The 14986-nt window shown below is 49.7% G+C and carries 14 protein-coding genes; 11 read left to right on the top strand and 3 right to left on the bottom strand.

From position 1 onward, the window contains the following. Positions 1–29 precede the first annotated feature (29 nt). Together ABD920_RS03140 and gyrB are read left to right on the top strand one after the other, a co-directional pair. Positions 30–668 (top strand): hypothetical protein, encoded by a 639-nt coding sequence (locus ABD920_RS03140; RefSeq protein ID WP_345156708.1) that lies wholly within the window; start codon positions 30–32, stop codon positions 666–668. Between the two features lie 281 nt (positions 669–949). After that, the gene (gyrB, locus tag ABD920_RS03135) at positions 950–2908 is read left to right on the top strand and encodes a DNA topoisomerase (ATP-hydrolyzing) subunit B (RefSeq protein ID WP_345156705.1); all 1959 of its coding nucleotides are present in this window, start codon (positions 950–952) and stop codon (positions 2906–2908) included. Positions 2909–2986: 78 nt separating this feature from the next. Here gyrB and ABD920_RS03130 read toward each other — a convergent pair whose 3' ends face one another. Then, positions 2987–3382 (bottom strand): DUF2116 family Zn-ribbon domain-containing protein, encoded by a 396-nt coding sequence (locus tag ABD920_RS03130; protein ID WP_345156704.1) that lies wholly within the window; start codon positions 3380–3382, stop codon positions 2987–2989. A 114-nt stretch (positions 3383–3496) separates the two neighbouring features. On the opposite strand from ABD920_RS03130, the gene ABD920_RS03125 reads away from it, so the two are divergent. From ABD920_RS03125 to ABD920_RS03105, 5 genes are all read left to right on the top strand, one after another. Continuing rightward, complete coding sequence (locus ABD920_RS03125) at positions 3497–4951, top strand: tyrosine-type recombinase/integrase (protein ID WP_345156702.1); 1455 nt, start codon at positions 3497–3499, stop codon at positions 4949–4951. Positions 4952–5113: 162 nt separating this feature from the next. After that, positions 5114–5830 carry a DUF6438 domain-containing protein gene (locus ABD920_RS03120; RefSeq protein WP_345156701.1) on the top strand — a complete coding sequence of 239 codons (717 nt, stop codon included), beginning with the start codon at positions 5114–5116 and terminating at the stop codon, positions 5828–5830. A 78-nt stretch (positions 5831–5908) separates the two neighbouring features. Beyond that, positions 5909–6355 carry a hypothetical protein gene (locus ABD920_RS03115; RefSeq protein WP_345156699.1) on the top strand — a complete coding sequence of 149 codons (447 nt, stop codon included), beginning with the start codon at positions 5909–5911 and terminating at the stop codon, positions 6353–6355. A gap of 90 nt (positions 6356–6445) precedes the next feature. After that, positions 6446–6760 (top strand): hypothetical protein, encoded by a 315-nt coding sequence (locus ABD920_RS03110; RefSeq protein WP_345156698.1) that lies wholly within the window; start codon positions 6446–6448, stop codon positions 6758–6760. Next, complete coding sequence (locus ABD920_RS03105; protein WP_345156697.1) at positions 6688–7515, top strand: DUF4304 domain-containing protein; 828 nt, start codon at positions 6688–6690, stop codon at positions 7513–7515. The genes ABD920_RS03110 and ABD920_RS03105 overlap by 73 nt, the downstream gene beginning before the upstream one ends. A gap of 101 nt (positions 7516–7616) precedes the next feature. On the opposite strand, the gene ABD920_RS03100 is transcribed toward ABD920_RS03105, so the two are convergent. Continuing rightward, entirely contained in the window at positions 7617–8639 is a 1023-nt protein-coding gene (locus tag ABD920_RS03100) for an IS110 family RNA-guided transposase (protein ID WP_345156695.1), read from the bottom strand. 280 nt (positions 8640–8919) lie between these two features. Here ABD920_RS03100 and ABD920_RS03095 point away from each other — a divergent pair, with 280 nt between their 5' ends. The 3 genes from ABD920_RS03095 (at position 8920) to ABD920_RS03085 (ending at position 11364) form a co-directional block, all read left to right on the top strand. Then, the gene (locus ABD920_RS03095) at positions 8920–9432 is read left to right on the top strand and encodes a carboxypeptidase-like regulatory domain-containing protein (RefSeq protein WP_345156693.1); all 513 of its coding nucleotides are present in this window, start codon (positions 8920–8922) and stop codon (positions 9430–9432) included. A gap of 86 nt (positions 9433–9518) precedes the next feature. Beyond that, the gene (locus ABD920_RS03090) at positions 9519–10046 is read left to right on the top strand and encodes a hypothetical protein (RefSeq protein WP_345156692.1); all 528 of its coding nucleotides are present in this window, start codon (positions 9519–9521) and stop codon (positions 10044–10046) included. Between the two features lie 196 nt (positions 10047–10242). Further along, a complete protein-coding gene (locus tag ABD920_RS03085; protein WP_345156691.1) occupies positions 10243–11364 on the top strand; it encodes a Fic family protein in 1122 nt (373 codons plus the stop codon). Between the two features lie 46 nt (positions 11365–11410). On the opposite strand, the gene ABD920_RS03080 is transcribed toward ABD920_RS03085, so the two are convergent. Next, positions 11411–12352, bottom strand: a complete 942-nt coding sequence (locus ABD920_RS03080; RefSeq protein ID WP_345156690.1) for a DUF5996 family protein — start codon at positions 12350–12352, stop codon at positions 11411–11413. Positions 12353–12728: 376 nt separating this feature from the next. Between ABD920_RS03080 and ppk1 the strand changes: the two genes are divergently transcribed. Next, positions 12729–14831, top strand: a complete 2103-nt coding sequence (ppk1, locus tag ABD920_RS03075; RefSeq protein ID WP_345156688.1) for a polyphosphate kinase 1 — start codon at positions 12729–12731, stop codon at positions 14829–14831. Positions 14832–14986: the final 155 nt, after the last annotated feature.

The raw sequence follows: 14986 nt of genomic DNA, 5'->3' as shown, positions 1-14986 counted from the left end.
ATCCACTATATATCTTCGTGCTATATAACATGAGAAAACCATTTGTTTGGGTGCTGGCACTGTTGACCGGTTTCGGCACCATGAGCGGCTGCGACATGCGCAGCAACGCCACCGAGGATTACCTGGAGGTGATCGGCGAGGCCGAGCAAACCATGTCCGATGCCGGGTTCCGGCTCAACCTGTCTTACAACGGGCCCCTGAGCATGCGCGGCAAGTTCACAGCCTGGGCAGACTCCCTGCAGCAGGAGGTGCCCGACATGGTGCTCACCAGCGACAACATCTATATAAATTACATGCCGGAGCAGATGGGGCAGGAGAAAATACAGCCGGCCATGATGCAATCAAACATCTCCTACAACATTATAGCGGCTGACAGCGTGGTATATGGCCGCATCCTGAGGGACCTGCTGCGCCGCAACATTCCCTTCAACCTCAATATTTCCGGCACGCAACTGGAGCTTGCCAGGCGCCGGGAGGTACAGCAGAAACTGATGCAGGAGGCGCTGGCACACGCCAAAACAAAACTCAGTTTCCTGGCGAACGGCGACGACAAGTATGCGATAGTAGGAGTGGAGGAGATGGACAACACGGTGCCGTATGGGCCGGAGTATTACGATTTCAACCGCCGCATGGTATCGCGGCTCAAAGTGAAAGCCCGCCGGCTTTAGCAAATCCCCTTCTGGGCCAGTGCATGCAATCATTTTCTCATATAAGATTAGCCAGAGGCCATCTGCCGGCGCAGGTGGTTTTTTTGTATTATACAGGGGAAGGAGTAGGCGGTGCAGGCACTAATCAGGCTTCTGAAATGTTTAGTTAATAGGGTGGTTGAGGCCCCCTGCACGCCCCGGATCGGGGGCGGCTTAATTAGCAGGCTATATGCCTCCCAAAGTATAGCATAAACAAAATAAAAGTGGTAATTTTACCTATTAATCTACCTTTTGACACACCCATGAGTGAAGTAGAAGCAAAACAAAGAGCAAACGATTATTCAGCAAATAGCATACAGGTATTAGAGGGGCTTGAAGCAGTGCGCAAGCGACCTGCCATGTACATCGGCGATATCGGAATCAAAGGCCTGCACCACCTCGTTTGGGAGGTGGTAGACAATTCCATTGACGAAGCCCTTGCCGGCCATTGCGACGAGATCTCTGTTTCCATCAACGAAGACAACTCTGTTACCGTGTCTGACAACGGGCGCGGTATCCCGACGGACTTCCATACCAAAGAAGGCCGCTCTGCGCTGGAAGTGGTGATGACGGTGCTGCACGCCGGGGGTAAGTTCGACAAAGACACCTACAAAGTATCCGGCGGTCTGCACGGCGTGGGCGTGTCGTGCGTGAACGCGCTCTCCACCGACCTGCATGTGACGGTGCACCGCAACGGCAAGATTTTCGAGCAGCACTACAACATCGGGGTGCCCGCTTTCCCGGTGCGTGAGATCGGCACAACGGACAAGACCGGAACCACCGTTCGCTTTCAGCCGGACGCCTCCATCTTCACCACCACGGAGTACAAGTACGACACCATCGCCAGCCGCATGCGCGAGCTGTCTTTCCTGAACAAGGGCATCCGCATTAACCTGCAGGACCTGCGCGAACTGAACGAGCAGGGGGAGCCGCTGAGCGATTCCTTCCTGTCGGAGGGCGGTCTGAAAGAATTTGTGGCCTACCTGGATGAGACGCGCGAGACGCTGATCCCGGAGCCCATCTACGTGGAGAGTGAGAAGAACGGCGTGCCCGTAGAGATAGCCCTGCAGTACAACACCTCCTACGCCGAGAATATCTTCTCCTATGTGAACAACATCAACACCATTGAGGGCGGTACGCACGTGGCCGGTTTCCGCCGCGCCCTGACCCGCACGCTCAAGTCCTATGCCGACAAGTCCGGCATGCTGGACAAGGTGAAGATCGAAATCGCCGGCGACGACTTCCGCGAGGGACTCACGGCCGTTATATCGGTGAAGGTGCAGGAGCCGCAGTTTGAGGGACAGACGAAGACCAAACTGGGTAACTCGGAGGTATCCGGCGCCGTGGACACGGCCGTGGGCGAAATGCTGACGCAGTACCTGGAGGAGAACCCGAAGGAAGCCCGCATCATCGTGCAGAAGGTGATACTGGCGGCCCAGGCCCGTTTTGCGGCCCGCAAGGCCCGCGAGATGGTGCAGCGCAAGAGCGTGCTCTCCAGCACCAGCCTGCCCGGCAAGCTGGCCGACTGCTCCGACAGCAACCCCGAGAACTGCGAGATTTACCTGGTGGAGGGCGACTCGGCGGGTGGATCTGCCAAGCAGGGCCGAAACCGCAAGTTCCAGGCGATCCTGCCGCTGCGCGGTAAGATCCTGAACGTGGAGAAGGCACAGGAGCACCGCATCTACGAGAACGAGGAAATCAAGAACATGATCACGGCGCTGGGCGTTAGCTTCGGCACGAAGGAGGATGACAAGGCCCTGAACATGGAGAAGCTGCGCTACCACCGGGTTATCATCATGACGGATGCGGACGTGGACGGCTCGCACATCCGGACGCTCATCCTCACGTTCTTCTTCCGCTATATGAAGGAGCTGATCGAGAACGGCTATATATACATCGCGCTTCCGCCGCTTTACCTGGTGAAGAAGGGCAAGGAGGAGCGCTATTGCTGGAGCGAGCAGGACCGCGTGGATGCGATACAGGAACTGGGCAAAGGCCGCGAAGAAAGCGTGGGCGTGCAGCGCTACAAAGGTCTGGGGGAGATGAACCCGGAGCAGCTCTGGAACACCACCATGGACCCGGAGCACCGCAGTTTGAAGCGGGTAAGCATCGATTCTGCCGCTGAGGCCGACCACCTGTTCTCGATGCTGATGGGCGACGAGGTAGGCCCGCGCCGCGACTTTATAGAGCGCAACGCCAAGTACGCCCGCGTAGACGTGTAACAAAGGAGCATCTTTAAATCAGAGGCGGCGGCTGTATATAAAATATACAGCCGCCGTTTTTTTGTTTATATATCCGGTCTATGGAAATGGCTGGCTTCTGTTGTCCATGTAAGGCTGCCAGTTGACGATGAGCACCTTTCCCGCCTCGGGCAGCAGCAGGTAGCCGTAGTCGTAGCAGAAGTGGTAGGTGTTGCCGCTCTTGGTACGGTACAGGTGGGTGAAGTGGCGGAAGTCGAAGCCGGCCATCTCCAACACCTGTCGGTAGGTGGTGGTTTTGCCCTGGGGGCTGGCCTGCCGGAGGATGGTACGGTTGCGGCGCAGCAGGGCGTTGATGCGAAGCATGAGCTGCTCGCCCTCGTTCTGCTGCCTGTTGGCGTTGTGGGCCTGCGCCCGGCACTGGTTGGAGCAGAAGCGCTTGTCTGACCTGCCGCTCAGCGTGTTGCCGCACTGCGGGCACTGTTTTTCCTCCTTCATGAGAGTATCCGTTTTCTGAAACGCATAGTTGCGTTTATAAACGCACTTATGTGCTTCAGAAAACGGATGATTTAGCGGTGGGGTTTACATTTGGTGGAATTTAAGGCTACAACCATGCAGCAGACTTATCACACGGCCCCCGTCCTGTACCTGAACACGCTCGAGCACGGGGGGAAGCAGTACATCCGCCTGTGGTACAAGCCGGACCACCGCATCACCAAGTGCCTGAAGGAGAGCGGATTTGTCAAGTACAGCAAGACCTACAAGTGCTTTGTGACGCACAAAACCCCGGAGGCCATCGAGCTGCTGCACCGGCACTTCCAGGGGGTGGCGCTGGTAGACACGCGCTACCTGAGCAGACCCCAGAGGCTAAGGCCGGCAATGGGCGTCGTGATTACATCGGGAAACCTGCAGTCGGAGCCGCTGGCTAAGCTGCCCGAACTGCCCATCCTCCGCCTGCAGCCGCTCGAGCACGGGGGCAAGACGCTGATACAGCTCTCTTTCCCTTACAACGAGCTGATCTACAATACCCTGAAGTGCAGCTCCTGCTGCCGGTGGCTGCAGGAGCCCAGGTGCTTTGCCGTGGACACCGAGGCCGCCAGCCTGCACCAACTGCTCGACGATGTGCAGGGCACGGCGCAGGTGTGGCTCGCGGGCACGATGAAAATAAGTGACATGGCCATCATGCGCAGGCTCTGGGAGCAGACCTACCGGAAAGACACCGGCTACATCACCTGCCCGCAGCCGTATATTGAGAAGCTCTTCCTGCTCAACTACTCCCTAAATACGGTGCGCACTTACCACTCACTTCTGCTGCGCTTCCTCAACGGCCACAAAAAGGAGGGCCTGGACAGGGTCAACGCCTTCTCGGTGGACGAGATCAACGCCTACCACCGGCAGATGGTGCAGGCCGGCACTTACTCCTACTCCTTTGTGAACCAGAGCATCAACGCCGTCAAGTTCTACTTCCACCGCATACTGGGCCGCCATACCCTGGACCTGAGCCAGGTAGAGCGGCCCGAGAAGGCCGACCGGCTGCCCACCGTGCTCAGCAGGCAGGAGGTCGCGAAAATCCTCTCGGCCACGGCTAACCTCAAGCACCGCTGCCTGCTGCAGCTGCTTTACGCCGGGGGGCTGCGGATCGGGGAGGTTATCCACCTGAAAATCACGGATGTGCAGTCGGACAGGAACCTGCTGCTCATCCGCGGCGGCAAGGGCAAGAAGGACCGCACCACGCTGCTCTCGCAGAAGCTGCTGGAGAGCCTCAGGACCTATTATAAGAAATACAGGCCGAAGGTATGGCTGTTTGAGGGGCAGTACGGCGGGCAGTACACCACCGACAGCATCCGCAACGTGTTCCGGGGGTGTGTGGAGAAGGCCGGCTTGCAGAAGAAGGTAACGCCGCACTCGCTCCGCCACTCCTTTGCCACCCACCTGCTGGAGCAAGGCACCAACCTGCGCTACATCCAATCGCTGCTGGGGCACAAGAGCAGCAAGACCACCGAGATCTACACCCACATCACCAGCCACGGGCTGGAAAGTATCGTCAGCCCACTTGATAATCTGTAGGAATGTAATATATTAGCTTTAAAATGTATAGAAGGATGAAGCTGAAGCCGAAACCCGAGCGGAGTCTGAAGATCGCAAAAAGCAGGTTCACCATACACCAGCTAAAGGGCCAATAACCGGAATAACTCCTTATACACTATAGTTATGGGGAATTGATAATTTATGAAAGCAATAATTTCACTTGTGGCAATAATTCTCCTCGGTTCTTGCTCACAGCAGCAGGAAATAATAAATGGAGATGTTCTCGCAAGTGAAATAAAGGGCTATTGGGAAGGAGAACAGCAGTTTTTCGTAGTTTGGGACTCTTTAATGCTTCATCCCACTAAAAGAACATGGGGCTTTCATACCTACACATTGACCGATGATTTGTTGGCAGTCGATAATGCTAACAGTACAGGGAGTATACTAAAGCTCCTAAAACTGAACACAGATTCTCTTGTTCTCGAACAGGGCAATAAAATTCTCCGCTATTCAAGAGCTAAGCCAGTCAACCCTGAATTAGCGTTTAGTAAAATAAATTTTAGTACTGGTCCTTGCGAAGGGGATTGTCCTGTTTTCGATTTAACAATTGATGGAAGTGGACAGGTTGAATATGTTGGCAAACTTTATTCAGAAAAGTTAGGAGAGCACCATGGGCAGCTGCCTCAACAGTTAGTGAAAAACTTAAATGAATTGCTAAGCCACATCGACTTTCAAAAAGTAAGTGAAAATCAGTTACCACCGCCAGCAGATAATCCTCAGTCTGAACTGAGAATTAAGCTTAAGAACAATCAGGCTGTGCAGGTGGAAAATGGAGCGGCTGATGTCAGGTATAATGCGCTATTGAATGTGCTGTACAACTTGGATGGCATAGTAGAATTGAAGAACAAAACCCCATAACAAAGTGCAGCCTTTATGCTCGGCTACGCCTCGCCTATCGGCTGCACGAGTAACGTTAGGAGCAAACAAAAAATAAGAATGAAACTGATTTATCGTACTCCATTACTGTTTAATCTTCTTTTCCTAAGCTGTACTCCTCATACAAGCTCAAAAACAGTTTCAGCAACACAAAACAATATGGAATGGGAAGTTTATGAAAACAGGTTAACAGCAAATAATGACGCGATAAATTTCGAGCAACTACAGGGACTTTGGTCTGCTTATAAAATTTTAAATAAGGAAGGAGAAAGAGTAAGCGTCGTAGATTTAAAGAATTTTACTCTTGAAGTTAGAGATAGTACTTACAGAAGTAACGAAGAGCTAAGATTTAAGCCTTTCCTGTTGAAGCAGAATAAAATATATAATCCAATTACTGGCGACTTAACTATAATTGAAATGCTGACAGATAAGGTGTTGATTATTACCTATAATGAAAGTGATAGTATCTCAACAAGGTATTATTTTCACAAAGTAGTCACTAAATAAAAATGTCTGCTCCTAACAAAGCACAGGCATTACGTTCGGCTGATGCCTCACACATTGCCTGTACGAGCCGTTGTGCTTCATTTAAAAAATATGAAACAGGATAAAATAAAACGGATAGAAATTGACGCTGAGGGAAAAATGCTGATTCACCCTTTGAAAAGTAGATTTCCGATGATCTACAGATCGGCGGCGGAGGTTCATTGGGACGCGGACAAAAATGCCGTTTACTCTCCTGCACCAAGAGAATGGACATATTTAAAGTGGTTTAAACATATAGTAGATTTAATTGAAAAAGAAGCTGACATACAGCTACATCTGACGGATCAAACCGAGTGGGTAAATATTCCAACGGATCTAAAAAATGCCATTTTGGAGGAGAAAAAAACGAAGCACAACAACATATAAAAACAATGCTTAAACCTGTCTCGAATGGAAACATCTTGCTCGCTTGCTTAGCGGATTGTCCTGCGGACAATCACGCTCGCCCGCTCGCACAGTTTTTATACGAGACGTTAGCTATGATTTTAAGAATAAAAAATCGAGTAAAAATGAAGACACCTACAGAAGTTAAATTTGACAAAGTAGTTAAAGTAGGGTTTCATGAAGTTTTAAAACCACTTGGGTTCAAGAAGAAAGGCAACAACTTCTATTTGCAACTGGAAAACTTAGGACAGATAATAAATATTCAAAAAAGCTCTTATTACTCAAAAGACCATATCAATTTCACCATTAACACTGGAATATTCTTGCCAGAGTATTGGAAAGGCTTGTTCTACAATCAAGACAAAGAAGTACCATCATTCCCGACTGAACCTGAATGTTTGATTAGAAAAAGAATCGGAGAACTAAGAAACCAGAATGATACTTGGTACGACATTGACGATAATACAGAAGAGAGTCAGCTGATTTCAGAAATGCGAGCGAACCTTGAAAACTTTATTCTTCCATATTTCAATCAATTAAACACAAAAGAAGCTCTTCTGGACTTTCTCAATTCTGAAAAATTAATTGTAGCTCCATTGGCTAAGTTGATAGTCTATGGAGAATCAAAGCAACTCGACAGAGCTAAGGCAGAATACACAGGAACTTTAAGTGAAATAAAGAATCCTCATTTTTTAGAGACAGTTAGAGAATACGGTCAAAAATACGGGCTTGAGTAAAGAAAAAACCACAGCTAACCACGTGCAGCCTTTATGCTCGGCTACGCCTCGCCCATCTGCTGCACCAGCACGAAATCTATGATAAAAGCAAGCGCTTTGTTCTAAATAATGTTCAATCTTACCTCATAGGGAGTCCCCCTCTTGATGACGGCTACTGCCTGGTGTAGCAGCTTGTTCCTGACAGCGTTAAGTACACTCATCTTGCTTTTACCTTCCCCGACTTTCCGTTCAAAGTAAGTCCTCATCTCCCCGTTATTGCGGATACTGCTCAGGGCCGCCATGTGCAGGACCTGCTTCAATTCTTTATTGGCAAATTTAGAAACTCCCGTTTTACCCATCACACTCGTGCCGCTTCTGTACTCGAAGGGAGCCACCCCGCAGTAGCAGGCCAGTTTGCGCCCGTCCTCCATCCTGGTAAAGCCTTGGGTGTAGACCAGAAGGGAGATAGCAAGCACTTTACCCACGCCTTTGACTGAGGTGAGCAGGTCATACTTGCACTTCAACTCACCGTCCTTTGCGATGAACTGCTGCATCTTTTCCTCCACCTGTTCCTTGCTCTTCTCCAGGCCCCTAATTGCTTTCCTGTTGACATGCTCCAGTGTTTTGGCAGACACAGGGTCTATAGAGAGTAGTTCTTTGATAGTACCCTTGATGCTTTTCAATGCCTTAACGAGCCTATTTCTGCTTGCCTGCAAGTCCTTCAGCCGCTCCAGCGTTACGCCTGAAAGGGAGAGGCACTGAGCCTCGTGCTGGTGCAGAAGAGCGTAGCGGGCAATTCTTTGCGCATCTACTTTATCATCTTTCCCTCTGACCATGCCGATGCTCCTTTTTATCTGCAGGGCACTCTCCAGCCACACGTGTATCTCTCTTGCCAGCAGGTAATGCACCAACTGCCTTGTGTACATGCCCGTGTGTTCCATGCAGCAAAGCGTGTCTTTTCTCGCCTCACAGCCCTGCTGCTTCATCCAGGCCTTCATCCGCTGGAAGCCCTCCTTGTTGTTGTTGAACTTCTGGTGGAGCAGAACTGCGTCACCTTTTCGGGTCAGGCAAACGTCCAGGCTGTCCTTGGAGACATCAATGCCCAGGATGAAAGAAGCCTCTTGCTGTTGTATTAGCTTTTCCATATCTTTTGATGTAAATAAGGCAAGCTGCGAGTCGAAACCTTTATCATGGGCCTGTAACCCGAAAATCTATATGACTCCTCGCCTGCAATTAAAACTAAAAGCAGCCAGACTGATTCGTGCTGTAGGAATTTCGCCTTGTTAGCGAGTAGTTCACTGGCTGCTCTTCAGGTATAGGTAAAAGTTAGCTCTATGCCTGGTAAAAGGAAAGTATAGCTATTGGAAAAATGATATAGCGCTAATCTAAAGGTTGTGCGTAAGCGAAATCATAAAAAAGAAATAGATGAAGACCTTCATTGTTCTTATACTTTCCCTTCTCTCGTTGAGTGGTTACTGCCAGAACGGACAAGTAACAGGACAAATAGCTTTGCAGGACTCATTGATGGAATACAAATATCTAAGAGTGCTTCTGCAAAAAGGAGAATCAACAGTCAACGGTGCTGTGCCAGATAACAGCGGACACTTTGTAATCAACGATATACCAGAAGGGAATTATACTTTGTTCATCAGACAACTTGGATTCAGAGACGCAATAACGGATAGTGTGGTCGTATCGGACGGTGAAACTACTACTCTAAATCTGCCATATCCACCGCCTTGTAGGTTCACATATGAAAAGGGACAGAAGCCAAAATGTATCGGTGGGCATTCTGACGGAATCATACCTATAGTATATGGACTGCCGACAAAGAAGACAATGAAAAAGGCAGAAAAAGGGTTGGTGCATTTGGCAGGATGTATAGTAACAGATTGTGACCCACAGTACTACTGCAAAATTCACAATAGAGAACTATAAAGAACACCTGCGCACAACAAGGTTTATACCCTATACTTCGGCTGACTGCCTCGCACAAGGTATACACGAGACGTTGGCAATAATTAATGAGTACGAAAGAAGAGAAAATGAAGAGATTCTTGAATGAAGGCCATTTGGCACTACTCTTTGGTTTAACTGCATTTACTTACTTTCTCTACATAGGATTGACTAAAGAGAGTATAACCTCTCCAAAGGACTTGGTTGAAATAGAAGGAACCTACGAAAAACACTCATTCAAGGACAACACAGGTTTTAAGAATTTCACTCACGAATATTACATCTGGACTGACAATCATAGAAATACCTTTCAAGTTAAGGCGGACTACTTGCATATTTTTAACAGAAAGGACTTTTTGAGTAATGTTAATCAAGGAGACAAGATAAAATTTACTATTCCAAGCAAATCAGTTAAGAGCCTTGATTCAGAAAAGAATATTCATGTTACCTCAGTCGAAGTTGAAGGAAAAACTTATTTAGACAAAAATAGAGTTCTTGAAATTGAGAAAAAGATTGCGTCTTCGAATGAGGACTATTTTATTGGAGCTGGTTTCCTGATTATTGGTCTTTTCGGTTACTTAAGAAAAAGAAAATAACTCTTGCCAACAAGGTGCATAAGCCATGCTTCGGCCGACGGCATTGCACGCCTCATGCACAAGACCGTTGTGCCTCATGCCATGTATGAAAATTACTTACAAGAGTAATAGTTACCTCTGAATAAACAACAAGTGTAATAAATCATTATTTTTACCTTTGTATTTAGAATAAGAGTAATTGTTACCCTCGTTGTTTATGGCCCCATTTCATAGAGAAGAACCCTACAATGACTTACCCTTGCTCCCTCCGAATGTAGATCTTGAGACAAAGGAAGTTATGCGAAAGACTGTAAAGGCAAGCAGGGCTTTGGCGCAACTTAACGGAGCCATCATAAACCTGCCTAACCCAAGCCTCTTTTTAGACACAATCCATCTACAGGAAGCCAAGGCAAGTTCTGAAATAGAGAACATTATCACCACGAATGACGACCTCTATAAATCAGTCGTGGCTGAAAAGAGGTATGAACCCACGGCAGCAAAAGAGGTTATAAGCTACAAGGAGGCGTTGTGGTACGGCTTGGAAAAGCTCAAGGAGCGGCCATTTATCACAACAAACCTCTGTGTAGATATCATGCGATGTATCAAGCAGAACACATCGGGTATCAGGGCTACCCCGGGCACGACCTTATCCAATACGGAGAGCCAAGTTATCTACACGCCGCCGGCAGGGGAAACAGTAATACGCGAAAAAATGGCAAACCTGGAGCGCTTCATTAATGAGGAAAGCACGCTGGACCCGCTCATCAAAATGGCCGTAATGCACTACCAGTTCGAGGCCATACACCCGTTCATTGACGGTAACGGACGCACAGGAAGGATTTTGCTTCTGCTCTATCTGAAAATGGAGAAACTGTTGGATGTGCCTGCACTGTTCTTAAGTGAGTATATCATTCAGAACAAGGCGGCTTATTACCAGAAGCTAAGGGCAGTAACGGAAGCAGCAGACTGGGAGGGCTGGATACTCTACATGCTGGACATGATTGAAAAAACAGCCACCAGCGGACTCCAAAAACTGGAGGAGATCATGGCTGTTATGGAGGCCACCTCAGAGGAAATAAAAGAGAAACTCCCAAAGGTGCATTCAAAGGAGTTGATTGAGATCTTGTTCAGGTTGCCGTATACTAAACGCCAGTTTCTGATCGACGCGAACATGGGAACACCAAAGACTGTGGGGAATTACCTGAGAGCGCTTGAGAACGAAGGCTTTTTAAAAGCAACAAAGTTAGGAAAGGAAAAACTTTACCTAAACCAGCGATTAATGGAAGTACTGGAGAATAAAGAAAAAGCCCGAAAGCACAACACCAGCTATCGTGCATAAACGCACCATAGCCCAATCGTTGGACCACACTATATGCCCACCCTACTTACAATTCCTCCAACGCCTTCACCTGCAGTTCCTCTATCGGCCAGCCTGCAAGTTTTGCTCCGGCCTGGTAGCAGCTCTCCAGGAAATCGAACAGCGCCTGGCGTGGGTTTTCAAGTAGTCGCAACTCCTCATAGTTGAGCAGCGCCATCGGGCTCCCGTTCGAATCTACCCAGGAGGCTTGCGCCGGTTTCAGCGGCTCCTTGTCCAGCCCCTCCGGCGAGGGAAAAGTGTAAGAGTAAAAGGCCGGGAAACGCACCTGGTCATCGCCTGGCCAAAAGCCAAAGCTGATTACCTCATGTGAATAGGCATCCTTCTCTACCGTACTGGCCTCAGGCTTTACCGGTACTTTTTTCCCGGAGAAGCGCGTCACTGTCAGGTCCATGTGGTGCCAGTAAAGCTGCACCGGGCAGGCTTTGCCGTAAAATCGACCGCTGAACTCCTCCATCACCTGGCCCACGGTAACAAGCACGCGCCAGTAGCGGTTAACCTGTTCGGGGTGATACGTGGCATGGGTATGATCCTGGGCAAACGGGACGGTGCTCTTATTGTCGTACGGCTTTGACAGGATTTCCTGGTGAATGCCTAACACCTCCAGCGCTTTCATTACCTGGGTGTAAAACGAGGAAACGCTCAGCCCATCCTGCAACCCGAAACTTTCAGAGGCTCCCGTGCTGGTACGGATATGGAGTTGGTGGTCGATAAAATCAAAGTCTATCTCCACGGTATAAAACTTATAGGGCATCGGGCCGGTGCCAAGGCCGCGGCTGTTCACATACAGCGTCACATTCCACCAGTGGTTGCGGCGGGGCATCAGTTTCAGCCGCAGCTTGCCGATCACCTGCAGGTAGAGGTGCAGGGTGTCTTTTGTCGCTTCCCAGTCTTCCAGCGGCAGCGGCGGGAAGGCATACGCTGCTTCTCCGGGTATATCTGTTGTGTCCATTCGGGTTGTTGTTAGGGGGTATACACTGCTTTGCAATTCCTGCTTTTAGGGTACGTTATTATCAGTGAATTGTATTCGTGTAATTTCACCATGTACGGCACTGGCTGGGATATATAAAACGGGAATACAGGCAATACACGCAGCCGTTGTTCCTTTGGCACTCCGTTCCACAGGGGGCTGATAGGCTGTCGGTTTTTTTGCCTGAAAATAACAAAGGCACGTAAAGTTCAGGAGGGGATGGAGTACTGGCAGGCGATAAAAATATAAATTTGCAATATGAAGGAATAACTATACTTTCTGGTTATATTTTGGAATACACAACACAAGCGGCCCCAGGAGAAGAAAAGAAGGATCCGGGGTCTAAATTACCGAAGGCATGCTTATAAATAAGGTTTCTGATCAAATAAAGAGGAGTAAATACATTAGCCGCGACCTGAGCTGGCTGCGCTTTAACTACCGGGTGCTGGACCAGGCGCGCGACACCAACAAAAACCTGTTCGACCGGCTTAAGTTTATGGCGATTACCTCGTCCAACCTCGATGAGTTTTTCATGATCCGGGTGGGTAGTTTGTACAATTACCTCGACTACGGCAAAGAGCGCACCGACTACTCAGGGCTCCGGGAACTGCCTTTCCGTAAAAAACTGCTGGACTATGCGCACCGCTTTGTCAATGATCAGTACCTGACCTATAACAACGAACTGAAGCCCCTGTTCGAGAAGAGCGGCTGTGATATACTGAAAATCAGTGAGTTGACGGAGGTCGAGCAGAAAAAAGTGGACTCCTACTTCAAAAACACCATCTACCCGCTGCTCACGCCCATGGTGTACGATAACTACCACGGCTTCCCGCTGCTGATGAACCAGTTGCTGACCTTTGGCGTGGTCACCCGCACCACCGAAGAGCAAAAGGCGCAGGACCGGGTAACCTTTGTGCAAATACCACAGAACCTGGCGCGCTTCCTTGAAATCAACCGCAAGGATAAGATCGTTTTTGTGCCGATAGAGGAGATTATCCGCTGGAAGATAAAAAAGCTTTTCCGGAATGTGGAGATCGTGGCTGTTAATCTGTTCCGGATTACCCGCAACGGTGATTTCACCCTGGAGGAGTCGGATGACCTGGAGGCAGATTTCATACAAGAGATTAAGTCAAAGCTGCGTACCCGCAAAAAAGGGCGTGTCGTGCGGCTGGAGGTAGAGCGAAACCCTTCCCAGTTTTTGATGAAGGTGCTGAAAGAACGCTGGGTGATAGACAACGCCAACGTTTTTACGATCAACAGCATGATGGACCTTCGCGGGTTGTGGCAGGTGATTAACCACCGCCAGTTCAAGGACAAAGGCCTGAAGCAGCCAGCCTCGGTGCCCCCGCTTAGCCTGCCCAGCGACGGCGTGGATCTGTTTGATTACCTGAAAGAGCACGATGTGCTGCTGCACCACCCGTACAACAGCATGGAGCCGGTCGTAAGTTTGCTGGAGCGTGCTGCCGAAGACCCTTATGTGCTCGGGATCAAGCAGACGATCTACCGGCTGGCAGACCAGTCGCGGGTGACGGCGGCGCTGCTGAAGGCGGCTGAAAACGGCAAGCACGTGTCGGTGCTGTTTGAGGTGAAGGCCCGCTTTGACGAGGAACGTAACCTGCGGGAGGGCGAGCGCCTGGAGAAGGCTGGTTGTTTCGTCATATATGGCATCAGCAAGTACAAGACGCATACCAAAATGCTTATGATCATCCGCAAGGAAGGGGAGAAGGTGACGCGCTATGTGCATATCGGCAGCGGGAACTACAACGAGCAGACGGCCAGACTATATACCGACGTAAGCCTGCTGACCACAAACGAGGTATATGCGCACGACGTGTCGGAGTTCTTCAACGTTATCACCGGCCACTCCCGCCCGAATGAGTACAAGTACCTGATGACCTCCCCGAAAAGCATGCGGCACCACCTGATCGAGCTGATCCGAAACGAGGCCCGCAACGCCAAAAAGGGACTCAAGAGCGGCATCGTCATCAAGATCAACTCCCTGGAGGATAAAGAGGTGATAGACGAGTTTTATAAGGCTTCCAAAGCGGGAGTGCCCATCAAACTGATCGTGCGGGGCATCTGCTGCCTGCGCCCCGGCCGCGAGGAGCTGAGCGAGAACATCACCGTAAAGTCTATCGTGGGTGAATACCTGGAGCACTCGCGCCTGTACTACTTCCACAACAACGGCGACCCGAAGGTGTACAGCGGCAGCGCCGACATTATGGTGCGCAGTTTCGACCGGCGCATTGAGGCCCTGTTCCTGATCGTGAACGAGGAGCTCAAAAAGGAAGTGATCAACATACTCTACTACAACCTGCAGGACAACCAGAACTCCTATATTATGCGCGAAGACGGCACCTATCTGAAGAAGCGCGCAGGTGTGAACGAGGATGTGGTTGATATCCACAAGCTGTTCTTCAACAGGTACTGCCACGAGGTGACAGAGGGGGAGCTGGTGTAGTCATACAACCGTTACCTGACCGCATATATAAACCAGCGCGGCTGCAGCCTCTTCTCTGGAAGATACGCTGCAGCCGCGCTTTGTTATATATAACTCAAGTTGCGCTTTACAAATCTACTCTAAAACTGCTGACTAAAACCCACCCCCGCCCCTCC

Source organism: Pontibacter saemangeumensis, from assembly GCF_039541895.1.
Taxonomy (GTDB): Bacteria; Bacteroidota; Bacteroidia; order Cytophagales; family Hymenobacteraceae; genus Pontibacter; species Pontibacter saemangeumensis.
The sequence above is the reverse complement of the archived record's forward strand: the minus strand, read 5'-3'. Positions and strand labels throughout refer to the sequence as shown.

What these genes read in the sequence shown, in the direction of transcription:
- ABD920_RS03130 (WP_345156704.1), bottom strand. Translation starts at nt 3,382, where the DNA reads ATGAAGGAGGAAAAACAGTGCCCGCAGTGCGGCAACACGCTGAGCGGC.
- ABD920_RS03120 (WP_345156701.1), top strand. Translation starts at nt 5,114, where the DNA reads ATGAAAGCAATAATTTCACTTGTGGCAATAATTCTCCTCGGTTCTTGC.
- ABD920_RS03085 (WP_345156691.1), top strand. Translation starts at nt 10,243, where the DNA reads ATGGCCCCATTTCATAGAGAAGAACCCTACAATGACTTACCCTTGCTC.
- ABD920_RS03115 (WP_345156699.1), top strand. Translation starts at nt 5,909, where the DNA reads ATGAAACTGATTTATCGTACTCCATTACTGTTTAATCTTCTTTTCCTA.
- ABD920_RS03110 (WP_345156698.1), top strand. Translation starts at nt 6,446, where the DNA reads ATGAAACAGGATAAAATAAAACGGATAGAAATTGACGCTGAGGGAAAA.
- gyrB (WP_345156705.1), top strand. Translation starts at nt 950, where the DNA reads ATGAGTGAAGTAGAAGCAAAACAAAGAGCAAACGATTATTCAGCAAAT.
- ABD920_RS03095 (WP_345156693.1), top strand. Translation starts at nt 8,920, where the DNA reads ATGAAGACCTTCATTGTTCTTATACTTTCCCTTCTCTCGTTGAGTGGT.
- ABD920_RS03125 (WP_345156702.1), top strand. Translation starts at nt 3,497, where the DNA reads ATGCAGCAGACTTATCACACGGCCCCCGTCCTGTACCTGAACACGCTC.
- ABD920_RS03090 (WP_345156692.1), top strand. Translation starts at nt 9,519, where the DNA reads ATGAGTACGAAAGAAGAGAAAATGAAGAGATTCTTGAATGAAGGCCAT.
- ABD920_RS03140 (WP_345156708.1), top strand. Translation starts at nt 30, where the DNA reads ATGAGAAAACCATTTGTTTGGGTGCTGGCACTGTTGACCGGTTTCGGC.
- ABD920_RS03100 (WP_345156695.1), bottom strand. Translation starts at nt 8,639, where the DNA reads ATGGAAAAGCTAATACAACAGCAAGAGGCTTCTTTCATCCTGGGCATT.
- ABD920_RS03080 (WP_345156690.1), bottom strand. Translation starts at nt 12,352, where the DNA reads ATGGACACAACAGATATACCCGGAGAAGCAGCGTATGCCTTCCCGCCG.
- ppk1 (WP_345156688.1), top strand. Translation starts at nt 12,729, where the DNA reads ATGCTTATAAATAAGGTTTCTGATCAAATAAAGAGGAGTAAATACATT.